Here is a 22766-nt window from a genome sequence, read left to right on the forward strand (position 1 = left end):
TATTAAGTTAAAAAATGCTTGCTGACAAGCGATATTAAGACAAAAGGTTTATATTAAACAAACCTTTGCTGCCAATTCATCAATCAATACCCTTTGATTCTCAGAGTAATCAACGGGTAGTTCAACAAGATGAACACCTCCCGCTGAGAATGCTTTTTCATAGGTAGCAATGATATCTTCAGCAGAGGTAACTCTGTGCCCTGTTGCGCCGTAACTTTCTGCGTATTTAACAAAATCAGGGTTATTAAATTCCAAGCCCCAATCTGCAAAGCCAGAGCTGGCTTGCTTCCAACGGATCATTCCATAAGAGTTATCATTTAACACGGTGATCACTAGGTTCAAGCCTAAACGAATTGCTGTTTCTAATTCTTGTGAATTCATCATAAAACCGCCATCCCCACATATTGCCATCACACGTCGGTCAGGGTTTAACATTGCTGCCATCATACCTGATGGCAAACCAGCGCCCATTGTAGCGAGGGCATTATCGAGTAATACCGTATTAGGTTGATAAGCTTTATAATTACGGGCAAACCAAAGTTTGTACATACCGTTATCTAAGGCGATGATATCTTTTTCACCCATGACTTTTCGAATGTCTGCAACAAAGCGCTGAGGAATAATAGGAAAGCGATTATCGTCAGCTCCTTCTTCAAGATGCTCATCTATGGCGAGTTTTACCTTATCAAAATAACTTCTATCAAACTTTACTTCTCCTGCTAACTTATCTTTTAAAGCAGTCACAGACGCCGCGAGATCACCAATAATTTCTGATTGAGGAAAATATACTTGATCAACTATCGCAGATTTATAGTTAACATGAATAACTTTTTTACCCCCTTGCTCCATAAAAAACGGCGGTTTTTCAATAACATCATGTCCAATATTAATAATTAAATCTGCACGCTCAATCGCACAATGTAAATAATCACCCGATGATAACGCTGCAGTGCCTAAAAAGAGACTTGAGCGTTCGTCAACAACGCCTTTTCCCATTTGAGTGTCAAAAAAGGGAATACGTGTTGTGTGAACAAGATCACACATTGCCTCTCGAACATTTTGACGATTCGCGCCCGCTCCAATAAGTATTAACGGCATTTTAGCGGCCTTTATTAACGTAACCGCTTCCTCGAGTGCCACCTCATTAGGACCTGCATAATGACGTTTATGGGGTGTCATAATCCCTGCCGTACAATCTTCAGCAGCAATATCTTCAGGCAACTCTAATAATACAGCACCGGGGCGTTCTTCTTCACTGAGACGGAAAGCTTCGCGCACTAATGACGGAATCGTATTGCCATGGACAATTTGTTTAGACATTTTGCAAATGGGGTCAAACAAGCCAACTACATCAATAATTTGGAACTGGCCCTGCTTAGATTTCTTAATTGGTTTTTGTCCGGTGATCATAATTAAGGGCATGCCACCTAAGTGAGCATAGGCCGCAGGTGTAGCTAAATTTGTTGCTCCTGGGCCTAATGTTGCCAAACAAACGCCCGCTTTATTAGTCAAGCGTCCATAAGTTGCCGCCATAAATCCTGCGCCTTGTTCATGGCGAGTTAACACTAATTTTATCGACGACTTGCGAAGGGACTCGAGCATATCGAGGTTTTCTTCGCCGGGAACAGCAAAGATATGATCGACCCCTTCGGCTTCTAATGCTTGCACAAATAAATCGGATGCTTTTATTTTGTCATTTTCGTTCATAATTTTCCCTCATTAGTTTGTACACAATGCTTTATAAAACTTTACCCAACTACCCTACCATCAAAGAGACTTAAAAGTACGGGCGCTATTTTAAAACGCCATAACCTCGATGAATATTAGGGTGATTGCTAAACTATTTTTATCGCCACTATTTTATCGATGACGATCGCCATAAATAAAACAGCGTTGGTAAAACCAGTAATGTTAAAATAACCGCGCTCAACATACCGCCAACCATAGGTGCGGCAATACGACTCATCACTTCAGAGCCCGTACCTGTGCCATATAAAATAGGGAGTAAACCAACAATAATAGCAGCAGCAGTCATCATAACAGGACGAACACGCATCCCAGCGCCATGTAAAACAGCCTGTAGTACATCTTCTTTTTTAGTGATGATACCTTCTAAGCGGTGTTCACTTAGCATCGATTGGTAAGCCTGATTGAGGTACACCAACATAATAACCCCAATCTCTACAGCAACACCGGCTAACGCAATAAAACCAACGCCAACAGCAACTGAGAAGTTAAAGCCTTCTAAGTACATTAACCAAATGCTTCCTACCATCGCAAAGGGTAAAGTTCCCATAATCATCGCCACTTCAATAACGTTCCTAAAATTCAGATAGAGTAAAATAATAATAATAAATAAAGTTAATGGCACCACATAAGTCAGCTTAGCTTTAGCACGTTGCATATATTCATATTGTCCAGCCCAAGTAATAGAGTAGCCAGCAGGCAAGATTAATTTATCAGCAATCACTTGTTGCGCCGCTTCAACGTAGGTTCCGACATCAACGCCATCAATATCAACAAAAGCCCAGCCATTGAGTCGGGCATTTTCAGATTTAATGCCCGGAGGTCCATTTTCTACGATGATATTGGCAACATCACCTAACGAAATACGTTGTCCGTTTGGCGTCACTATAGGCAGTGAAGATAATTGTTCAGGCGAATCACGATAATCTTGTAGATAGCGTAAATTAACGGGATATCGCTCTAAACCTTCTACCGTTTTAGTAACATTCATTCCACCAATAGCCGTTGCTACCACTTGTTGAATTTCTGCGATATTTAGGCCATAACGAGCAGCTTTTTCTCGCTGGATATCTATTTTAATATAACGGCCACCGGCAACTCGCTCTGAATAAACGGACGCTGTGCCGGGAACATCGGCTAAAATGACTTCTATTTGCTGACCTATTTCTTGAATAACGTCCAGTTGTGGCCCCGCTATTTTTATGCCTACCGGTGTCTTAATACCGGTTGCCAACATATCAATACGCGTTTTAATAGGCATAACCCAAGCGTTGGTTACTCCGGGTAGTTTGACTAACGCATCAAGTTCTTTCTTTAAGCTCTCTGTGGTTACGCCCTCTCGCCATTGGTCATGAGGTTTTAACTGAATAAAAGTCTCTATCATAGTCAGTGGCGCAGGATCTGTTGCGGTTTCAGCTCGACCAACTTTACCAAACACGGTTTGTACTTCGGGGACGGTTTTAATCAATTTGTCGGTTTGTTGAAGAAGTTGACGAGCTTGACCAATAGAAATCCCTGGATAGGTTGTCGGCATATACATCAAGTCACCTTCATCAAGTGGTGGAATAAATTCGCTACCAATTTTATCCAATGGATATATGCCAATAGCCAACACAGCTAATGCCGCAACTAAAGTGATTTTTGGAAAATGTAAAACCTTCTTCAAGGCTGGCATATAAATAAAGGTCAGAAATCTATTAACCGGATTTTTATGCTCTGCTAACACTTTACCGCGAATAAAATAACCCATAAGTACCGGAACTAAGGTAATAGCTAACGCCGCAGAAGCCGCCATAGCATAGGTTTTAGTAAAAGCGAGTGGAGCAAACATTCGTCCTTCTTGTGCTTCTAAAGTAAATACCGGCACAAAACTGACGGTAATAATTAATAAGCTAAAAAATAATGCCGGCCCAACTTCACTGGCTGATTCTGTGACGATTTGCCAGCGATTTTCTTTTGTTAAGGGTGTTTTTTCCATATGCTTATGCATATTCTCTATCATGACAATTGCGCCATCAATCATCGCACCAATAGCAATAGCAATACCGCCCAACGACATAATATTCGCGTTAAGCCCTTGCAAGTGCATAATGATAAAAGCGGTTAATATACCTACCGGTAAACTAATAATTGCCACTAAAGAAGAGCGAACATGAAACAAGAAGATAATACACACTAATGCGACTACGCCAAATTCTTCGAGCAACTTGTAGGCTAAATTATCTACTGCGCGTTCAATTAAGGCAGAGCGGTCATATACAGGCACTATCTCAACGCCTTCGGGCAAACCTTTCTTAAGTTTTTCCAGTTTATCTTTAACACGATTAATGACTTGCTGTGCGTTTTCGCCAAAACGCATCACCACAATACCACCAACAACTTCACCTTCGCCGTTCAACTCAGCAACACCACGACGCATTTGCGGACCTGTGCCAATATCGGCAACATCTTTTAATAACAGCGGTGTTCCCTTCTCGTTAACCCCTAGCGGAATGTTTTCTAAATCACTGACACTTTTAATATAACCTGTTGTCCTGATCATATACTCAGCTTCTGCCATCTCAACAACTGATGCACCTATTTCCTGATTACCTTGTTTAATGGCCTGTTGTATATGAGAGAGAGGTATACCAAAAGCACGCAGTTTTTCTGGGTTAATTTGTACTTGATATTGTTTAACCATGCCACCAATAGCAGAAACTTCCGAAACGCCAGGCACGGTTTGTAACTCAAATTTTAAGAACCAATCTTGTAAACTCCGTAATTGGCTTAAATCATGTTGACCAGTTTTATCGGTTAGGGCATACAAATATACCCAGCCGACGCCTGTAGCATCGGGACCCAATTGAGGGCGAGCATCACTGGGTAAGTTTGGGGCAACTTGACTTAAATACTCAAGAACTCTTGAACGTGCCCAGTAAAGATCGGTATCTTCATCAAAAATAACGTAAACATAAGAGTCACCAAAAAATGAATAGCCTCTTACCGTAACTGCGCCGGGCACGGACAACATCGCTGTAGTAATGGGATAAGTAACTTGGTCTTCAACAACTTGTGGCGCTTGACCCGGGTAACTTGTTTTTATGATGACTTGCACATCAGATAAATCTGGTAGTGCATCAATAGGCGTTTTGCTGACAGAATATAAACCAGCAGCCACCAGTAATAATGTAGCAAGTAAGACAAAAAACCGATTACCAACAGACCATCGAATAATAGCAGTGATCATCATTATTTCCTTTCGTCGTTAGTCATGTTATTTATATCGACACCAGGTGCCGACATTGCCATAGCACTAACAATAATAAAATTACCCGCGCGAATTTCAAAGGTAAACATCACATAGGCATTGATTGAAAATAAGGTCATATCAACCTCTTCATCGACAATAAAATCGACTCTATCTGCTTCTCGATCCCATTTTACAATGGCTTCGCGGTCGATAGTCACCATTCGATGATTTGCCATGGTCGAAATAACGGTACCATTGACTGTTGCAGAGGAAACGCTCTCTTTGATAACGTTATCATCGCTATCACTCATCGTCATCGCTATTGAGTCATTTGAGTCATTTGAGTCAGACGTTGTTTGTTCCAGCTGATAATGCATACGTTTAAAGTCAGAAGATTTACTCGATTCAGAATCCAATAAGAATTGTGCCGAGCTCACCACTTTATCGCTATCAGTAAGGCCGGTTAGTATTTCAACACTGTCACTGCCATAACGCCCAACAGAAACCTCAACTGACTTAAAACTGCCTTCTCCTAATGCCAAAACAACTCTGTCTTGATTACCCGTTCGAATTAACGCTTCTTTAGGAATAATGAGTGTTCGTTTATCACTTGTTGTATCTATGGCAATTTCTGCAAACATATTAGGCTTAAAGTCACCCGCTTCATTATTAAAACGTAAACGTACTTTCACAGTACGTGTTTTAGCATCAAGTATTGGGTAAATATAGTCCACTTGTCCCTGCCATTTTTGACCCGGTAAATAATCAAGTGTCATGGTAACGGGTAACCCGGTTTTAACTAGACTTGCTTGCCTTTCAAACACCTCAGCCTCAACCCAAACTTCCGATAAATTAGCTACCGACATTAATGTTGTACCTGGCTTTACAAAAAAACCTTCACGGATATTTAGACTTTCAACAACACCAGTTTGTGGTGAATAAAAAGTTATTTTTTGCTGTACTTTTCGCGTTTTTTTTAGTTCTTTAATCGCTAGTTTAGGTAACTGTAGTGCTGATAATCTATTTTCTGCCGCATTAATTAATCGATTATTTTTTCTCTCTAATGCCAGCAGTAGCTCTTCTTGGGCATTAACTAACTCAGGAGAATAAATATCATATAATGGCTGATTTTTTTTAACTGGATCTCCAACCGCTTTCACATAGAGCTTCTCAATCCACCCTTGTACACGAGGGTGAATATGAACAAGCTTATCTTCGTTATACGTAACATAACCAACGGTATTAATTTGGCTATTGAGCTTTTTATATTGAACATTTACCGTGCGTACGCCTAAATTATTAACAACATCAGGTGAAATACGAATGGTGCCGGGACCTTCATCGGGTCCTTTGCCACCGTCATCGTAAACGGGTACTAAATCCATGCCCATCGGTGATTTACCCGGTTTATCTTTGATATAATTGGCATCCATTGGTGCGACCCAATAAAGTGGCACTTTCTCTTTAGACGTAACATCCGATACTGAGTTACTGCCCGAAGTGATAAGTTTAGTGAGAGCAACAGTCAGCATCCCACCAATAATAATGCCAAGAACTAATGGTTTAGCGGATTTTGTTGAGGTAGATGTGCTCATTGTTTTTCTCCCGAAATAATCGTATTTCGTCTACTTTTGTCTAAAGCCAGTTTGCTATTTTTGTTTTGTATAGCGACAGAATTGGCACCGCCAATAAAAAGATAATTAAGCTCAAGCCTTATCTTCTGCTCTTCTACATTAAGTGTTAGCTCGTCGATTTCAGCGTTTAGCACGGCAATACGTGAGCGAACAACTTCTGAAAAGTCGCCATCATCATTGGTATAAGCAGTCAAAGAGGCTTCTGCTTGGTCATGTATTTGTGGTAATAATTTATTTTTATATAAATTTTGTCTGTCGTTTAAGCGCAATAGTCTTCCTTTGGCGCTCGAGTAAGCACCTAGCAGTTGTCTTAGTAATAGTAACTTTTCGGTTTTCACCGCTTCTGCTTGAGATATCGCCGATTGAACTTCTTTGTCTTGTCGGTTATCAGTAAAAAGGGGGATGTCAAAAGTTACGCCTATAGAGAATAAATCGGCGCGACTTCCTCCCATAGCATCATCGCCACGATAGCCATAACTTGCATTTACACCCCATTCAGTTTTATATTTTTGCTGCGCCAAATTTATCCCTGTTTTGGTCGCAGTCACCTTCTTATCGACAGCAATAACCGCCGGGTGATTTGAAAAATATGGCAGCAACTCTCCTGGTGTAAGCCAATTTTCTTTCAAAACTAAGTGACTATTCATTAACTCTATTTGCGGTAATTGATGACTGACTACAATATTATGTGAAGAAAAGTCAGTTAGTAATGACGTTTCATCTATTGTACTACCCGTCTTATAAAATGTGTTTAGCCAGGGTAAAAGCATGCCTTCATAGTGATTTTTCTGCTGTGCTAATTTATCTAACCTGTCTTCTAAATAGGTTAATTCTAATTGCGCACGAACAATATCTTGTTGACGAGTTTTACCTAAAGCCGATGAATAGCTTGCAGTTGCTACATCGGCTAACTGTTCAAATAACGATCTGTTTTTTTCAATTAAGACAATACTTTGCTGAACTCGATAGGTGTCCAACCATAAACTTCCTACGGTAACCGCAACCTTTGATTCTCTGTCTTTACGTTGATAGGGAAACGCTTCACTTTCAATTTTTAGTTGTTGGCTTTTAATCGCTAAACTGTCGCCACGTGGAAACATTTGTGAAATAGCTACTTTAATTTGCGTCATACCTTCTTGACCAAAGTCAAAACCGTTAGTCGGTAAATTTGCCAAGCCAATTGACATTTTAGGATCAGGTAAGGTACTAGCAGCTGAGCTCATCGATTCAAGAGCGTTTTGTTGATGAACATTCCCCGTTAACCAAGGATCATTTTTTTGAGCGACCTTGACTGCCTTTATAAAAGACAATGGTGGCGGGCTCTTAACCATTTTAACATCAGAGGCACTGGCAGAAATAACAATCAAAGCAAGCAGCCCTGCACTGTATTTTAAGTAAAACTTACTATTGATGTTGTGATTATTCATCAGCATATTCCTTAATGGAACACCGTTTGTCAGAACCCATGTTAACGGTCGCGTCACAGTAGCAAGTGCAGGCACTTTATTATCTGAGCCAACAGCAAAGTCTGCCATTAATTTTGGTGTGAATTTTTTTGAAAACATAACCCCTCCAAGAGGGATATCAATTAATATTTTTGATTAATTAGGTTTTTTATCAGTGATAAGTTGTTATAACAACACAATATCAAAAGAGCCTAATACAAGAGTAATGATATAAATGGTCCAAAATTTGGAGGCATTTATCCTGTATTTAGCTTAATATTGGTGGGCGGTACAAAGATGCTGGTTGTTGGCTTAAAGCCAAACTAGAAGAAGAAAAGATCTTAGCTGAAAAATTAGCGACAGGTCCGTTACCTGCAACACCTTTGATAAATGCGATAACCATAGAGCAACCGCCAGCAGAGCATTTACATGAAGACGTACAACAATCTTCTTTTGTATTTTCTGACTGCTCAGTTGAGTCACTAGCCATAATGTGGTCGCTGTGATCCATCATAGACATATCTTGTGGCTGCGCATTCATTACCTTCATACCTATCATTTGATAAGCCATACTAGTAGACGCCATTGCCTGACCAACAAAGGCCAAACATACGAACAATACTATTAATGTTTTAGGGAAAAGAAATCTCAAAGTAGCCAACAAAATATTATGATAATAATAAATGATTACATAACTGTTTTTTTTATTCAATAAAAAATATTAATCACTACTTTTCATCGGTGTTGATTACGGTGATTATTTTAAGTAACTTTTAAGAATAGAAATAACATCTTCTACTTCTGCTAATCGTTGCTCTTTTGTCATATCCTCCGCACCTAAATGCTCTCGTAAATGAGCTTCTAGCACTTCTTTCATCAAACCATTAACCGCACCTTTTATTGCAGCAACCTGTTGCAAAACAGCCATGCAATCGGGCTCTCCTTCTAAAGCAGTCTCTAGAGCAACTGATTGGCCTTTTATTCGTCTAACACGACTAAGCAGCTTTTTATTTCCGGCGGCAGTATGTGACATAAATTTCCTTTACTTGAATTGTAGTATACTAGGGTATAGTATATTCCAAAAAATATATTGATGCTATGACTAACTGCATTAAGCAACCGATGGAGATATTTAATGAAAAAAGATAGTGGTATTCAGTGGGAACACTCGCACGATTTTGGTATTGACAGTAAGCTTCATGAAAATAAAGTAAAAATTGTTTTCTGGCTAACAACCATCATTATGGTACTTGAGATTGCTGCTGGTACATGGTCTGGTTCTATGGCTCTGCTTGCTGATGGTTGGCATATGGGCACTCATTCTGCCGCTTTTCTTATTGCTATTTTTGCTTACTCTTATGCTAAAAAGCATGCCAGTAATAAAGACTTTAGTTTTGGAACAGGCAAAGTAAACTCTTTAGGTGGTTTTGCCAGTGCAATTGCATTAGCGATTGTCGCATTGATGATGATAATTGAATCTGCTCAGCGATTGTCAGCCCCGCTATCAATTCATTTTAACGAAGCAATCGTTGTTGCGATTATAGGGTTACTGGTGAATGTTGCCTCTGTTTTCATCTTACATGATGATCACCATCACCACCATGACCACAACCATGACCACAACCACGAGCACCAGCACGACCATACGATGAAAGCCGCCTACTTTCATGTACTAGCGGACACCCTCACCTCTTTATTAGCGATTGTTGCCTTATTGGTGGGTAAATATATTGGTTTATTATGGATGGATCCACTCATGGGGATTGTCGGTGCCATCGTTATCTTGCGTTGGTCTTATGGATTAATTAAAGAATCAAGTGAAGTACTGCTTGATAAATCGATAAATAAATCAACCATGGATGAAATTTCAGCGGTATTAAGTGAAAAAAATAGCGTGATCAACGATATTCATGTTTGGAAAATAGCAAGCGCACACCAAGCAGCAATTCTTAAAGTAACCTCTGCCGAGCCTTTAGATTCAAACGAATATGAACGTATTTTAAAAGGATTTTTACCACAGTTATCACACATATCTATTGAAATACGCCATGATCAAAGTGAATGCATGACCTAACTTGAAGCGATAAACATCGGTAATTTTATGACTTGATGATGTAATAGCGGTTAAAGTAGAAATTTACTTTTACGATGTTTTTCATCCTTAAAATTAAAATGCAGCCACATTAGCAGCCCCAAAAGGGTTGCTAATGTGAGATAAGCTTTATAACCATTGCCCATAGCATTGACAGCATATGGTTAATATCTAGCTATTAATTGATTATTAAATTTTAGCGCTAACCGCTAATGTTAATTCATTCAACAGTGCTTGCTCGTTAACAACATGAATTAAAGGAACTAGGGTATTGAATGACGTTGGTAAACATTTTACCGTGCAAGTTTGCAGCTCGGCATTGTACAAAATATAATCCCAGTAGAACTGATGAGTCACTGCAATATGCTCGATGCCATCATCATTTTCTGTGTTAGACAACCGCTCTTCTTTTGTTTGGCTCGCTTTACTCAGTAATGCTTTTATTGAAGGTCGTTTTTCAACTTGCTCTTCATTTAAAAGCAGCGTTAGCAAACTAACATTACGTTTAGTGTTTAAGACATTAAACCTTTCGGTTTTTTTAAACCAAACGAGTGCTTTTTCAAGATCTTGCTCCATGTGTAAACCATACATCATATTATAAGCAAGTTGATACATTGCACCAGGCTCACCATCTCTGGCTGCTCGGATCAGTAACTTATTGGCTAAAGGTATATTTATTTCACGCCCATGACCTCTATAATTCATGATTGCCATCGCTAAGTTTGCCAAAGACGAACCTTCTCTAGCATATGTCTTAAAAAAGTTATATTCCATTTTGCAATCGCGCTCACAATAACTATAGTTTATTGCTGATTCCGCATTGGCATTAAATAAAAAACAACCAATTAAAAATCCCGCTAATAGTTTGATACTTTTCATATTATTCCTTCATATAAAGTAAAAAAAGTTTTATAGAACCAGACTTAACTCATGGTTAAAATCTGAATAAATTTAATATAACAATATAACAATATAACAATGGTATTTATAAATTAATTTAATTAACGACTTTTGCGTAGTAGCCATAAATAATTTAAGTGTCTGCTAGAAAATATTTTAAGCAACTATCGAGTTCTATATGGGCCTTAGTTGCCACAATTATTTTGATACCTGTAATTGCTCGCCCGGCGGTAAAAAGGTACTTATTGCACCTAAACAATTAGCGTCTTTAAATTGGCAAGATAAAACGGTAACCTGTAGTCTTAATGTAGAGCAAATAAACTTATTCGCACAGTATCAGAGAGAAAAATTGAATGATGCTAATTACCTAAAGCGGTTAAGGCAAAACTAATATTTGAGAAATAACCCTATTCAATAGACTCTTTTCGACCTTTCTCTATGATTAATGTGCGTGATACTTAAAAGGCTAACTAAATGCAAAAAAAAGACGATAAAACAACAGTTAATAAAAAGCATATAACTGCCTGTTTATACGGTAATGAAACAGCTAAATCATTAGCCAACTTCACTATTAGCGATTTAAAAATGCCACGCGCTTTCCTTTGGGCATTAGGCACAATCAAGAGCGCATCTGCACAAGCGAACCAAGAACTGGGTCTACTTGATGCTGATAAATCTGCAGCAATTCAATTGGCTGCCAAAGAAGTTGCGGATGGTTTCCACGATAATCAGTTTCCCGTTGATGTCTTCCAGACAGGGTCGGGAACCAGCACGAATATGAACGCAAATGAAGTGATTGCTTCATTAGTTAAGTTAAAAAGTAATCAAACCATAAACGTTCACCCTAATGATCATGTAAATATGGGACAAAGTTCTAACGATGTGATCCCCTCTTGTATCCACTTAAGTGCAGCAAAACTTATCGCTGAGCAGTTATTACCCTCGCTAGAACACTTACGTAACACCTTAGACAACAAAGCCGGTCAGCATCATGACACCATAAAAACAGGCCGTACTCATTTAATGGATGCAATGCCATTAAGTTTTGCTCAGGAAATAAGTGGTTGGAGTGCTCAAGTGAGTTATGCCTATGACCAGCTACAAAATAACTTACCAAGTTTATACAAGCTTGCCATTGGCGGCACAGCTGTAGGTACTGGAGTTAATACACACCCAGATTTTGCCACTATTGTCACTCGTACCTTAACCGAGAACACCGGTTTAACCTTCATGCCTGCCGATAATTATTTTCGGGCAATTAGTGCACAAGACACAGCGGTATGCATTAGCGGTATTCTTAAAACCACCGCGGTTAGTTTAAGTAAAATCAGCAATGATATTCGCTGGCTAAGCAGTGGACCATTAAATGGATTAAATGAAATTCGATTACCTGAACTACAAAAAGGTAGCAGTATTATGCCAGGGAAAGTCAACCCAGTGATCCCTGAAGCGGTTTTAATGGCTTGCACACAAGTCATCGGCAATGACACAACCATTACGTTGTCAGGACAATCTGGCAACTTCCAACTTAATACCATGCTACCTTTAATCGCTCATACGTTAGTGCAAAGTATTCAACTACTCAGCTCAAGCGCTAACGCACTTGCTGATAAAGTTATCAAAGATATAAGCGTGAATCATGACGAAATTAAGCAAAATTTAGCAAAAAATCCAATTTTAGTAACCGCGTTAACTGAATTGATCGGCTATGAAAAAAGTGCTGAGATTGCTAAAAAAGCATACCTAGAAAAAAGAACAGTAATAGATGTCGCTATCGAACTAACTAATATTAGTGAAGCAGAGCTTATGGCAAGATTAGATCCTAAACAGCTAATTGGTGGTGTTAATAAAAGCCAATAACCGGTAGCTTTCCCAATAAAGAAAACTTTCCCCGTGATCTTTTTAGAGGTGATCACGGAGTTCTAACTCATCGATTAGTCGTTATTTAAGATGATATACCAAGCTTACTAACTCGTTAATCGTTCATTATTGAAATGGGTTAACTCAATGTTATTTTCAGTAAGAAAACTAAAAATCAAAAACAGTAAACATATTTCAATATCTGCCAATAATTAACCAGATATTACTGTAGGCTAAATTTAATCGGAAAATATAATTTAATTAATTTTATAAATAATCGAGTTAGCTAATCAACCTGGCTCAGCAGGCTTACTCAGTAAAGTGAAGGTATACACATAACCATAAATAGCGGTAATGATTATACTAGGTGTAACCGTTAACCATAAATTAGGCGTTTGGTTAATAAAGTTAACACCAATGGCAATGCTAGATTGAATCGCTATAGGTAAAAGTGGTGCTAACAAAGTACCTGGTATAGCGTTATTACTTAAATATTTAGCCGAGCGGTCTAAGGCATTTCTGAAGGTTCTAAAAATGGCGATGTTTTGTTTTGTTTTAGAAAACACTGTACAGATGATAGGCACAACAAATATTAATGAAAGATAACTTTGCCCAAATTTCGACACTGATTTTTCTAATATAAAAGTAAATAAAACAGTAATCGTGCCGCTTAATGTTCCTTGCACAATTGCCGATCTTAACACTAGTGATTGATCTTCACTGACTAAACCATTCGCCCAATATGACCAAGCAAAATAAAAACAAAATGAGATCCCCGCCGAAAGAATCAGTCTTACTCTAGATGACATATAAAGTTGCCTTACCTGCGCTTTAGTTAATTTTCCATACTACCGCTATAATGATGCCCTCGCGATAAATATTTATTTTCAACGACGTTGTTGCTTGATATTTTATTAACATTTGACCTGACAAAATTTAAAAGCTTCACGGCCATCTCGGCTTTTTAGAAAAGCCTTAGAGTCATCGACTAATGAAAATAAATCGATAAATGCCAGCTTAGCTGACAGTATAATCAAACTCTAATCTTTAAATGTTAAAAATTCACAAATCCATCTCTGTATAATAATGGCTGATTATTCTTACCATATTAGCCAAAATTATCATTGAAATCAGCCTGACGAATTTTTGCACTAATATGTTCATAAAAAGATGATATGATAAGTTAAATTAATTTAACATAGCGAAGATTAGTAATGCGGATAAAATTAACTCAAGACCTAGTATGTGGCAATGACACTTTTTTAACGGGTGAAGAATACGAGGCAGTATTGATATTACCCCGTTCAACTACCGTAGAATTTATAGCTGACTCAGGTAAGAAAGTCAGAGCATTTAACTATGAATATACGACAGTAGCCTCTGCAACTGAAATATAGCAAGGTGAGTGCGATCACAGCCGTTTAACAGATCAATAAACGCTGAGAATCACAAAGTGAGTTAACTTAAGTTATATCAATTGATAGTAACCGCTTTCAAAACACTCAATAAACGTAGTGAACGACCCAGCAGCGTCACTACGTTTTTAAAAATATAACAGCCTATATAGCTTTAATCATCTGCACCGTTTCAGGTTTAAAACCTAACGTTTGGTAGAAGTCGTTTGCTTTTTTATTATTAGCGAAAACTTCCAGATGCAGTAACCTGCACCCTAAATTTTTAGACCATTTCTCAGCAAACCCAATTAAAATCTTACCAACACCTAAACCCTGTGACTCAGGTGAAACAGCCAACAAAGGTATTGTTCCACACATCTCACCAGATATACTGTCTTTATGGGTTCTAACATGAATGAACCCCAAAGAAACATCACTTATTTCAGCGATAAAGGTAACGTTGGCTTGTGATGATTCAGCAAGCATTTCAGCAATATAATCAAATTGCATTTTTTGAATAACATCGTCAGAATGCCAAGATAACTGAGCAACGTCAGCTAAAATAGGTGAAAGTTTAAAAATAAACGAATGATCACTGAATTTTGCTTCCCTAATGACTAGTTCGTTATCCATAAACACTCTACATTCACACTTAAATATCAATTAAATATTAGCCGTTTAAAACGGCTAATATCACGTAACAATAGCCTACTATTTTAGCTGTTTTTATTTATTGGGGATTTTACATTATGCCCTAAAGCATTAATATCAACGCCTTGTTCAGACAGAATTTTCTCAAATAACGGCAGTAAAGCCCCTAGATTTTCTTCCAGTGTATCGCGTAAAGTGTCAACAACAACTTGAGTGCCACGTTCTATCTCTATGTTAATATTTTCGCCAACAGTCTTAGCCTCAAACACTGTCATCCTTCGAGTCTCAGGAATTAACCAAACTTCAAACCACTGCTCTGTCTTATTCACTTGAGAAATGGTTAAACTAGCTCCGTTTAAGGCAATGTAGCCCTTTGGAAAGACATAGCGCTTCCATTCTTTTGACAAACCTAAACGGATACAATAATTGTCTTCTATGTGAGTAATGTTGACAATAGGGGTTTTAAAGTCCACATGCCCCGACAGAGGATGACCACCAATTTCAGCACCCTCTTTAGCTGCTCGCTCTACATTGACACAAGTATTTTTTCCATATTCGCTGAGGGTCGTTATTAAAAGGCTTTGTAGCATTACATCAAACTTGACCCTAACTTCAGACACTATTTCAGTAACCGTCAAACATACTCCGTCGACAGAAACACTTGCTCCTATTTCTAGATCAGTGCAAAAACCTTTGTTGAAATCAATAACAAAAGTTCTGATACCCTTTTCATCTGTAATATCGATAATTTTAGCTATCGATTGAATTATTCCTGTAAACATAAATATCTCTTCTTTAATTAGGCAACACGACTTAATACTCATACATTGTTAAGCAGTGAAAAAAATGAACGTTGTTGTCGGATAAGCTATGCCAATCAGTTTGTTGTTATCACTTAAGGATATCAAATTGTGTTGAAGCATTGAATGGTTAGAAGTTTCGATCTGCATATTTAATTAAAAACATCAAAAACTATACTTTATTTTTCGCTGTGACCAAATAATAAATCAAATAAGATAGGGTCAATACGGTAGGAATTTTCAAGATTTTCCCTAGCCATCTCTCGTTCTTCTTTAGTTGCATCAGGTTAACCAAACGATTCATAGTAATCGCCAGCTTTGGCATTATTATGAGCTCTTTTATTTAATGCTGAACTGGAGAAACGACCGGTGAGTAAAAAGAAAACGATAAAAATAAAGACGCTGCAATAACACTTATCAGTAAACACAAGTTATATAAGCTAAAATAGTTGGCTAAAATTTGAAAAAAATAGCAAAGCCAACCTTATTTAATGACTTCAAGTATGAAGCTATCAGGTGTTATTTATCGTCATTTTCAGAGACAACTTGCTCGTCTTCTGACGGTACCTCCTCCACAGCTGATTTTTTCAAACGTTTTTCTTCCTTTTTTTTCTTTTTAGCTATTTCTTTCTGACGTTTTTCGAAAGAGTAATTTTGCTTAGCCACTCGTATTCTCCTCTGGGTATCTTAAATTTCTAGCATGAATAATACGGCATCCCCGGAATAATTGCGCCCTTGATTACGATTATAATAGATAAAATTAAGGGATAATGCTTTTATTTCATCTGTCGTATCAGGCTATTAGGCCTTTTTTATGATACCAACAACAAATATCAATATAACCGCCCCCGCAGTCGCCGTAACAATTGTACCAATGACTCCGCCAGCAGATATACCAAGTAAGCCAAAGACAAAGCCACCAACCACTGCGCCTATAATGCCAACAACGATATTACCGAGTAAGCCAAAGCCAGCCCCTTTCATTAACCTTCCCGCTAACCATCCGGCTAAAGCACCGATAGCTAAAAATATCACCAATTCTGTTAAATCCATAAATTCACCTCTGCTATTAAGTCTTTTTCAATGCGCGACAATCTGTCACATTACAATCGTAAAATATAAGTTGGCTATATCTACAGTAAACAACACTAGTCAACTGTTTGTTAATTTAAAATACACCAAGCGTTATAATTAATTTTTCATCTTTTACTTCCAATGATTTCAATACTGCTTTGGCTAATTTGTGTTTTACATTATCATCTTTAAATTTATAAACTGGATAAACGGCCATCACTTTTGAAAGCATGGCCTGCGCAATATTTTGTATTTTTGGAGTGAAATTTTTAGGAACTTTATCAATGGCTAAACTAATAATTGTAGGGTTTTTAAAATAAAACTCACCTTTTTTAGGCTCATAATCTAATGTGCCTTTAATCATTACTTCACCGCTACCCTTAATTCCACCGGGAGCACTAGCGTCAATATTTGCACGAATACCTATTTCATCACTTTCTTTTAGTAAATCTATTATAGGATTTGATAGGGTAACAGTGACAAAATATTTCTTTTTTTCGATTGGCATAAAAGCTGATATTTTTTCTTGTATCTCTTGTTCTGTGATTTCCTGTGTGTAATCTAACGCAACAGCAAACTGACTCAGTAGCGATAAAAAAACAAACATAATGCTTCGAAACATAACTTTTCCTTAAAAAACAACAACACTTTAAACAAAATATCAGCTAGCTAAAAATAAACGACACCGTAATAAATGCCAACTATTATTTTCGTCTAAATCATATATTAAATATTATGCTCTTCTTCGTGTAAAACAAAACTCACCAATTTATGTACAATAGGAGATATAATTAAAATAGTTGGAAAGGCAAAGATAAAAGCGAAACTCCACGCTTTTAACCATATAGGAACAATATTCGTCACCATACCTACGTTAAACACACTAATAACAAAAGACATTACACAGGACATAAGTAACGCCATAAAAAAAGAAAATACAACTTTGTGATATTTACGTGAAATCATCTTAAATACTCATAGATTGTTCTAAGACTCAGTGTTTTGCTGAGATTAAAAAGAAAATTTTTATGTCTGTTAACTTTGCGCTAAATAACCCCGTTCATTTATTAGCTTCGCCGGTAATTTAATTATTTATAAAATATCTATCAGGGAAAGAACCTAAGGTTGCCATTATTTAAACAGCTTATTGTATTTTTTTACAAGTAGACATATCTTTTGAAAGTTCTGTTATATATAAACCATTTTTACCGTGAAAGCGGTACACCATTATTACCCCCAAATTGATAAAACTTTCTAACGCTTTATTCGCACATAATGTACCTATCAACACTTTCTCAATAATTGGTTCAAAAGCCTTTACATCAAGTTGATCAGCACTGTAATTTATCATAGTGTTATTATAGATAATGAAATTTTTGAATGTTGCTGCGTAATCAAGTCTTGTTTCTTCATCAATTATTTGAGCACCTTTAGCGTTAATTTTAGTAACTGCCTTAGTTAACTCTTGCGATAAAGATCGCTCTAATGGGGTCTGTTCAGCATGACACAACAACGATGTCATTAAAGCGATAGGTAATATAATTTTTATTAAATCCATAAAGGTAATTTCCTTAAAAATCCCCAGATTAAAGGGATAAATTATTTTATTAAAATATATAGCACAACTCACCGTAACAAATTTAGTCGTTGCACTATAAAGCGCTGGTTTTACCTAAAATATCAACTGCAATTAAAGCAATAAATCTAACGAGTATACTCAAAACTCAGCAGGCCATCATTCATTGCAACTTCCCTAAAACCATTAGAAATCAACACTTTTTTAGACGCTTTATTTTCGGGTGCAGTATGAGCAATAATACTATTGGTTTCTTCGAAGGAGCAGGCATGAGAAATGAGCAGGTTAACAATTTCTGTTGCATAGCCACGACATTGCCAACTAGGTAGCACAGAATAGCCAATCTCAACTATTCCATTACTATCTGGGGGACCAAAATATCCACCTGATCCCACGAGAGTTCTTTCTCCTGAAACGGCAATATTTATAGCATACCAGCCATACCAACCTTCAGCTAATTTACCGCCTTTTTCGAAACAAGAAAGAAAAAACTCCATTGCATCTCGGTCATATTCACCGCTAGGCCAATCGCTTGAAACAGACGCATTTAATTTTTCAGAAAGTAACAAAGGTGTTTCAAGTTCAATGTGAAGATGAGCGGCTGATGATGATATTAATTCGATGCGTTTTGAATTTAAATTTTTAATGATTTTTATTTACTCTATCGATTACGTTTTTTAACACTTATCCATCAAAGACTATTTCAGCTTCTGCTTCAACTTAATAAAAACCACTTAAGCATTTGATAAACAGTCAATTAAAGCCTTTTGTTTGTTTGGAATGAATCAAAAAACAGCCCTCTTAATACTCATTCTCAATGACTTATATCGCAAAATCACTCAGAAATAAAATAATAACCTTTAAATAAAGCGGGACGAAATGCAAAACCACTTAATGCTCTTAGTGGTGTATAAGATATTATATTGCCGGTTGAGACAAAGCTTGAAACAACTCTTAACTGACCGTTTTCAAATTTAAATTTTAGCTGCTCATCGAGCGCGTAAAATCGACTGCTAACACCGCAATTAAAAGTGATGGCAGGTTCAAATTTATGGGTCAGCGTATCCATTTCGTTTATGGGTAATAGCTTACTCATAAGCATGCCATCAATATTAACCGCATACTTATTCAAAAAATCCTCTGCCGCAGTGCAAGACAAAGAAAAGCTTAATAGTATAAATGATAGTGTTTTCATTCGATCTCCCTATCGTTCTTTGTCGCTAAAGTTGCGGTCTTTAATAGACGGGCCCTCAACTGTAATTTATCCGTTTGATTCACTTGTTTTAAAGTCTTTATAATACAGTAAAAGCAAAGGTTAATTTACAATCGATATATTTAAGCATGCGATTGACTATCACAGGTATATCAAAGCATTTAGTACCTGAATCCGAGCTAACCGATACAAATATATCACAGTCTTCAATATTAACTCTTTGTCGGACATAATAGTCACTAATGTCGTCGAAGTTAGTGTCTGTTAAGGGTACACAAACAACATAAACATTATTTTCAACATTTTTATCGCACAATGAGCCTAGTATCTCTCGCTCGAGTGTAAAGGCTTGCATCTTATCTAATCGATTGAACCTGAAGCTTATTGAAGCCCTAGTCTTTGAATTTTCCACCAAACTCTCTATTTTGTATAACGCCAAATAATCAGCGAAGTAATGTAAACTAAATAATACAACGAAGTTAAATAACGTCGCCAGTGCTATGAAGTGATAGTAAACGGGTTAAGTATTCTAGACCTGTAAATGACCTAAATTTCTTTTTTCATTACGCCTGCGAACTCAAGACCACCTTCAAGTTCACGAAAATCTACGTTAACCAGTTCCCAACCAGCACTGCCAAGTGTATTGAGATAACTTTCAACATCTTCTCGTTTTCTCCCTTTAAACAGTCCTGCTGTCTCAACATCTCTGGTATCTACTATTTTATATTTGTACTGTTTCATCAATTTTATCCTCAAAATAATTCAATAATGCCGCCCTCAAACTTAACTAAGGAGGTTTATTACCCGCCCTTAAATTGTTGCTTATAAATTCTATATTTTATTTAAAGATACGCCATCCCTTAAAACTGATTGCCATTGGGTAAGTTGATTTAATTTATAGCTTCTCTCGATAATATTTGTGTCTCTATCAAGCTTTACTACATAAGGAACAGCACGCCCTTCGTTTCCAAAATAACGTTTCTGCAAGGCCATTGTGCCCTCACTAGCAATCCACACTTTACCCGTAAAACCAGTTTTAATTAACATGCGGTTAATTTCATCAATATCTTCATCCAAGGCAACAGCTAATAAATTAATGGGTAATTGCTTATTAGCGGTCACTTTCTCTAGCGTCATTAAAGATTTGTAGCAAGGAGTGCACCACGAAGCAAAAAAATAAATAACGGTATCGTTCCCCTTAAGTTCATCAAAAGAATGACGACTTCCTTGAAGGTCTATTAAATCTATTCTTTGAATGGGCTTGTTTACAACAGATGTAAAAGATGGCGATAAAAAGCCCAGGTAGTTTGCCCCAGCAAAGCCAATAAAAAATAATATAGGTAAAGAAATTAACATCCATTTTTTCAACGTCGTACTCCAATGTTTATTTAGCGCTGCTTAACTAGTCTTATTTGTCATCAGCCTGATAAGTGAATAAACCAATGAGTGCTTCACTCACGAAAATAACACCATACTGAATAACAACAACAAACATAAATCCAATACCTGCTTGAGCAGAAGGCGTTATGCCAAATAATAATACTCCGCATAATAGTGAAACAATAACGCCAGCTATCGCCCTACACCCTATTAACAAAGGGCTACTATAAGCGGCTCTATTTGCAAGCAAAAATACCAGCAGGTAAGGGAGCAAAATAAAAATAGCTTCCCAAAAACCAAACCCCCAATATTTATAAGTAACCGCTATTAAACTAATTACCGATAAGGCTTTACTATATTTATAAAGATTCAATTTAATCATTTGCATTCCTTTGCTCATCCGCTCTCACTAGAGAGTAATATTATCATTGGCAAAATGCCAAATTAGTAGCACAGCTATTTGCGTTGTTACCTGCCCTATTTAATTTATTATCGTTAAGTTTAACTAGTTTACTTTAGGTTTTCTCAAGAATACTGTTAAGTTCAGCCCTTAAACGTATTAGAGAGTCTAAGTGATTGTTTGAGGATTTTACCCCTCCATATTCAGCTTGTCTAGATTGAGAAAATTTAACAATATTTAAGGCCATGTCTATTTTCTCAACTAAAGCAGCACCCTCTTCAGGTATCGGTTTGATCCACTGTAATGAAGTTGATAGATCTTCAGTCCCTTTTTTAGATAATAATTTTATTAATTCACACGCGTTCATATAATACCTTTACTGATTATGCCCATTTATAGGCAATTAATATCTAGCTAAAATATTGAGGAGATTATAATAACTATTTTTTGTTTAACTAAGCCTATAAGTCCCAAACCAACAAAAGTTAATAAAAGACCTATTGCTGTGATCAGATACACACATTTTCCCTTGGCAACCAACAGTCAATTCGCTGTTAAGTATACCTTTTAGCTAAAGATTAACGTTAAAGCAATAATGAGCATAGTAAGCCCAACAATAAATTCTAGCACTTGCCATGACTTTGGTTGTTGAAATAGCGGGGCTAAAAATCTTGCTCCATAACCCAAACTAAAAAAGAAAGTGAATGAAGCTGAAATTGCCCCTAAGGTAAATTCAATTTGCTTTCCCTCATATTGTGTTGAAATGCTCCCTAAAAGCACCATAGTATCGAGGTAAACATGAGGATTTAACCATGTAAAAGCAAGACAGATGGCAATCGTTTTTAAGACTGAATGCTGTACTTTAGCTTCTGGTGTTAAGACATGACGTTGACTGAATGCTGACTTAAAACTCAGTGCAGAATAAACAAGAAGAAACAAAGCACCGCCATAACGGGCATACGTTTCAATAAAAGGATACTCATTTACAATAGCGCCAAACCCTGCAACACCCAATGAAATTAAAATAGCGTCAGAAATAGCACAAATAGTACAAATTAATAAAACATGTTGTTTTTTAATTCCCTGCTTCAAAACAAAAGCATTCTGAGAACCTATTGCAAGGATAAGAGAGAGGCTAAGAAAAAATCCTGCGAAAAAAGTTGTCATATAAATTATCTTTTCTGGTTGAATAAAAATCAAACACTACGATTAACCCTTTATACAGGGGGCAATAAAATAGCTTTTGTTAGCAGCTAAGTAAACTTTAAAGTTTACGAATGCCGCTGTGCGGCTATTAGGCACATAGCGTGTTGAGATACTTGCTTTAACCCGAAGGCTTTGTTCTTGTATAGATTAAATATTTTTTTCA

The 22766-nt window shown here is 37.1% G+C and carries 26 protein-coding genes; 3 read left to right on the plus strand and 23 right to left on the minus strand.

The genetic code is table 11. The features are described 5' to 3' along the window. Nucleotides 1–48 precede the first annotated feature (48 nt). The 6 genes from H4J75_RS15290 to H4J75_RS15315 form a co-directional block, all read right to left on the minus strand. Nucleotides 49–1689, minus strand: a complete 1641-nt coding sequence (locus H4J75_RS15290; protein WP_404842712.1) for an acetolactate synthase large subunit — start codon at nt 1687–1689, stop codon at nt 49–51. Nucleotides 1690–1855: 166 nt separating this feature from the next. Beyond that, nucleotides 1856–4975, minus strand: a complete 3120-nt coding sequence (locus H4J75_RS15295; protein ID WP_182222645.1) for an efflux RND transporter permease subunit — start codon at nt 4973–4975, stop codon at nt 1856–1858. 2 nt (nt 4976–4977) lie between these two features. Beyond that, nucleotides 4978–6573: an efflux RND transporter periplasmic adaptor subunit gene (locus H4J75_RS15300; protein WP_182222619.1), complete on the minus strand. Its 1596-nt coding sequence runs from the start codon at nt 6571–6573 to the stop codon at nt 4978–4980. Beyond that, entirely contained in the window at nt 6570–8039 is a 1470-nt protein-coding gene (locus H4J75_RS15305; protein ID WP_182222646.1) for a TolC family protein, read from the minus strand. Before H4J75_RS15305 ends, H4J75_RS15300 begins: the two co-directional genes overlap by 4 nt. A 286-nt stretch (nt 8040–8325) precedes the next feature. Then, nucleotides 8326–8769, minus strand: coding sequence for a CopL family metal-binding regulatory protein (locus tag H4J75_RS15310; protein WP_310733792.1), 444 nt, complete (start codon nt 8767–8769; stop codon nt 8326–8328). A 45-nt stretch (nt 8770–8814) separates the two neighbouring features. Next, nucleotides 8815–9090, minus strand: a complete 276-nt coding sequence (locus H4J75_RS15315) for a metal/formaldehyde-sensitive transcriptional repressor (protein ID WP_182215912.1) — start codon at nt 9088–9090, stop codon at nt 8815–8817. Nucleotides 9091–9192: 102 nt separating this feature from the next. On the opposite strand from H4J75_RS15315, the gene dmeF reads away from it, so the two are divergent. Beyond that, nucleotides 9193–10131, plus strand: a complete 939-nt coding sequence (dmeF, locus tag H4J75_RS15320; RefSeq protein ID WP_182222621.1) for a CDF family Co(II)/Ni(II) efflux transporter DmeF — start codon at nt 9193–9195, stop codon at nt 10129–10131. Nucleotides 10132–10338: 207 nt separating this feature from the next. On the opposite strand, the gene H4J75_RS15325 is transcribed toward dmeF, so the two are convergent. Continuing rightward, nucleotides 10339–11028, minus strand: a complete 690-nt coding sequence (locus tag H4J75_RS15325) for a tetratricopeptide repeat protein (protein WP_182215909.1) — start codon at nt 11026–11028, stop codon at nt 10339–10341. 495 nt (nt 11029–11523) lie between these two features. Between H4J75_RS15325 and H4J75_RS15330 the strand changes: the two genes are divergently transcribed. Further along, nucleotides 11524–12909: a lyase family protein gene (locus H4J75_RS15330; RefSeq protein WP_182222622.1), complete on the plus strand. Its 1386-nt coding sequence runs from the start codon at nt 11524–11526 to the stop codon at nt 12907–12909. Nucleotides 12910–13199: 290 nt separating this feature from the next. On the opposite strand, the gene H4J75_RS15335 is transcribed toward H4J75_RS15330, so the two are convergent. Next, nucleotides 13200–13718: a hypothetical protein gene (locus H4J75_RS15335; RefSeq protein ID WP_182222623.1), complete on the minus strand. Its 519-nt coding sequence runs from the start codon at nt 13716–13718 to the stop codon at nt 13200–13202. Between the two features lie 405 nt (nt 13719–14123). On the opposite strand from H4J75_RS15335, the gene H4J75_RS15340 reads away from it, so the two are divergent. Continuing rightward, nucleotides 14124–14306, plus strand: coding sequence for a hypothetical protein (locus H4J75_RS15340; protein WP_182215904.1), 183 nt, complete (start codon nt 14124–14126; stop codon nt 14304–14306). Nucleotides 14307–14468: 162 nt separating this feature from the next. Here H4J75_RS15340 and H4J75_RS15345 read toward each other — a convergent pair whose 3' ends face one another. The 15 genes from H4J75_RS15345 to H4J75_RS15415 all read right to left on the minus strand — a co-directional run bounded on the left by H4J75_RS15345 (nt 14469) and on the right by H4J75_RS15415 (nt 22564). Continuing rightward, nucleotides 14469–14936 (minus strand): N-acetyltransferase, encoded by a 468-nt coding sequence (locus tag H4J75_RS15345; RefSeq protein ID WP_182222624.1) that lies wholly within the window; start codon nt 14934–14936, stop codon nt 14469–14471. An 83-nt stretch (nt 14937–15019) separates the two neighbouring features. Continuing rightward, nucleotides 15020–15736 carry a riboflavin synthase subunit alpha gene (locus H4J75_RS15350; protein ID WP_182215900.1) on the minus strand — a complete coding sequence of 239 codons (717 nt, stop codon included), beginning with the start codon at nt 15734–15736 and terminating at the stop codon, nt 15020–15022. A gap of 537 nt (nt 15737–16273) precedes the next feature. Next, the gene (locus tag H4J75_RS15355; RefSeq protein WP_182215898.1) at nt 16274–16420 is read right to left on the minus strand and encodes a hypothetical protein; all 147 of its coding nucleotides are present in this window, start codon (nt 16418–16420) and stop codon (nt 16274–16276) included. Nucleotides 16421–16555: 135 nt separating this feature from the next. Further along, the gene (locus H4J75_RS15360) at nt 16556–16807 is read right to left on the minus strand and encodes a GlsB/YeaQ/YmgE family stress response membrane protein (RefSeq protein ID WP_070376763.1); all 252 of its coding nucleotides are present in this window, start codon (nt 16805–16807) and stop codon (nt 16556–16558) included. A 115-nt stretch (nt 16808–16922) separates the two neighbouring features. Further along, nucleotides 16923–17450, minus strand: a complete 528-nt coding sequence (locus H4J75_RS15365) for a DUF1439 domain-containing protein (protein ID WP_182222625.1) — start codon at nt 17448–17450, stop codon at nt 16923–16925. A gap of 104 nt (nt 17451–17554) precedes the next feature. Beyond that, the gene (locus H4J75_RS15370) at nt 17555–17794 is read right to left on the minus strand and encodes a DUF2798 domain-containing protein (RefSeq protein ID WP_182215894.1); all 240 of its coding nucleotides are present in this window, start codon (nt 17792–17794) and stop codon (nt 17555–17557) included. 178 nt (nt 17795–17972) lie between these two features. Then, a complete protein-coding gene (locus H4J75_RS15375; protein ID WP_182222626.1) occupies nt 17973–18386 on the minus strand; it encodes a hypothetical protein in 414 nt (137 codons plus the stop codon). 146 nt (nt 18387–18532) lie between these two features. Then, nucleotides 18533–18973 carry a GNAT family N-acetyltransferase gene (locus tag H4J75_RS15380; RefSeq protein ID WP_220465335.1) on the minus strand — a complete coding sequence of 147 codons (441 nt, stop codon included), beginning with the start codon at nt 18971–18973 and terminating at the stop codon, nt 18533–18535. 266 nt (nt 18974–19239) lie between these two features. Next, nucleotides 19240–19599 (minus strand): hypothetical protein, encoded by a 360-nt coding sequence (locus tag H4J75_RS15385; RefSeq protein ID WP_182222627.1) that lies wholly within the window; start codon nt 19597–19599, stop codon nt 19240–19242. Nucleotides 19600–19696: 97 nt separating this feature from the next. Further along, complete coding sequence (locus H4J75_RS15390; protein WP_182222628.1) at nt 19697–19972, minus strand: hypothetical protein; 276 nt, start codon at nt 19970–19972, stop codon at nt 19697–19699. Nucleotides 19973–20163: 191 nt separating this feature from the next. Continuing rightward, entirely contained in the window at nt 20164–20358 is a 195-nt protein-coding gene (locus H4J75_RS15395; protein ID WP_070376757.1) for a DUF4177 domain-containing protein, read from the minus strand. A 90-nt stretch (nt 20359–20448) separates the two neighbouring features. After that, nucleotides 20449–20985 carry a TlpA disulfide reductase family protein gene (locus H4J75_RS15400; RefSeq protein WP_182215886.1) on the minus strand — a complete coding sequence of 179 codons (537 nt, stop codon included), beginning with the start codon at nt 20983–20985 and terminating at the stop codon, nt 20449–20451. Nucleotides 20986–21025: 40 nt separating this feature from the next. Beyond that, a complete protein-coding gene (locus tag H4J75_RS15405) occupies nt 21026–21379 on the minus strand; it encodes a hypothetical protein (RefSeq protein ID WP_182222629.1) in 354 nt (117 codons plus the stop codon). A gap of 133 nt (nt 21380–21512) precedes the next feature. Next, complete coding sequence (locus tag H4J75_RS15410; RefSeq protein ID WP_182222630.1) at nt 21513–21764, minus strand: hypothetical protein; 252 nt, start codon at nt 21762–21764, stop codon at nt 21513–21515. 200 nt (nt 21765–21964) lie between these two features. After that, complete coding sequence (locus tag H4J75_RS15415) at nt 21965–22564, minus strand: LysE/ArgO family amino acid transporter (RefSeq protein WP_182218751.1); 600 nt, start codon at nt 22562–22564, stop codon at nt 21965–21967. Between the last annotated feature and the right edge of the window lie 202 nt (nt 22565–22766).

This window comes from Colwellia sp. BRX10-1, assembly GCF_014077545.1.
GTDB lineage: Bacteria > Pseudomonadota > Gammaproteobacteria > Enterobacterales > Alteromonadaceae > Colwellia_A.

Coding starts and splice junctions, on each gene's coding strand:
- H4J75_RS15295 (WP_182222645.1), bottom strand. CDS start 4,975: ATGATCACTGCTATTATTCGATGGTCTGTTGGTAATCGGTTTTTTGTC.
- H4J75_RS15300 (WP_182222619.1), bottom strand. CDS start 6,573: ATGAGCACATCTACCTCAACAAAATCCGCTAAACCATTAGTTCTTGGC.
- H4J75_RS15305 (WP_182222646.1), bottom strand. CDS start 8,039: ATGAATAATCACAACATCAATAGTAAGTTTTACTTAAAATACAGTGCA.
- H4J75_RS15315 (WP_182215912.1), bottom strand. CDS start 9,090: ATGTCACATACTGCCGCCGGAAATAAAAAGCTGCTTAGTCGTGTTAGA.
- dmeF (WP_182222621.1), top strand. CDS start 9,193: ATGAAAAAAGATAGTGGTATTCAGTGGGAACACTCGCACGATTTTGGT.
- H4J75_RS15325 (WP_182215909.1), bottom strand. CDS start 11,028: ATGAAAAGTATCAAACTATTAGCGGGATTTTTAATTGGTTGTTTTTTA.
- H4J75_RS15330 (WP_182222622.1), top strand. CDS start 11,524: ATGCAAAAAAAAGACGATAAAACAACAGTTAATAAAAAGCATATAACT.
- H4J75_RS15335 (WP_182222623.1), bottom strand. CDS start 13,718: ATGTCATCTAGAGTAAGACTGATTCTTTCGGCGGGGATCTCATTTTGT.
- H4J75_RS15340 (WP_182215904.1), top strand. CDS start 14,124: ATGCGGATAAAATTAACTCAAGACCTAGTATGTGGCAATGACACTTTT.
- H4J75_RS15345 (WP_182222624.1), bottom strand. CDS start 14,936: ATGGATAACGAACTAGTCATTAGGGAAGCAAAATTCAGTGATCATTCG.
- H4J75_RS15350 (WP_182215900.1), bottom strand. CDS start 15,736: ATGTTTACAGGAATAATTCAATCGATAGCTAAAATTATCGATATTACA.
- H4J75_RS15360 (WP_070376763.1), bottom strand. CDS start 16,807: ATGGATTTAACAGAATTGGTGATATTTTTAGCTATCGGTGCTTTAGCC.
- H4J75_RS15365 (WP_182222625.1), bottom strand. CDS start 17,450: ATGTTTCGAAGCATTATGTTTGTTTTTTTATCGCTACTGAGTCAGTTT.
- H4J75_RS15370 (WP_182215894.1), bottom strand. CDS start 17,794: ATGATTTCACGTAAATATCACAAAGTTGTATTTTCTTTTTTTATGGCG.
- H4J75_RS15375 (WP_182222626.1), bottom strand. CDS start 18,386: ATGGATTTAATAAAAATTATATTACCTATCGCTTTAATGACATCGTTG.
- H4J75_RS15385 (WP_182222627.1), bottom strand. CDS start 19,599: ATGAAAACACTATCATTTATACTATTAAGCTTTTCTTTGTCTTGCACT.
- H4J75_RS15390 (WP_182222628.1), bottom strand. CDS start 19,972: ATGCAAGCCTTTACACTCGAGCGAGAGATACTAGGCTCATTGTGCGAT.
- H4J75_RS15395 (WP_070376757.1), bottom strand. CDS start 20,358: ATGAAACAGTACAAATATAAAATAGTAGATACCAGAGATGTTGAGACA.
- H4J75_RS15405 (WP_182222629.1), bottom strand. CDS start 21,379: ATGATTAAATTGAATCTTTATAAATATAGTAAAGCCTTATCGGTAATT.
- H4J75_RS15410 (WP_182222630.1), bottom strand. CDS start 21,764: ATGAACGCGTGTGAATTAATAAAATTATTATCTAAAAAAGGGACTGAA.
- H4J75_RS15415 (WP_182218751.1), bottom strand. CDS start 22,564: ATGACAACTTTTTTCGCAGGATTTTTTCTTAGCCTCTCTCTTATCCTT.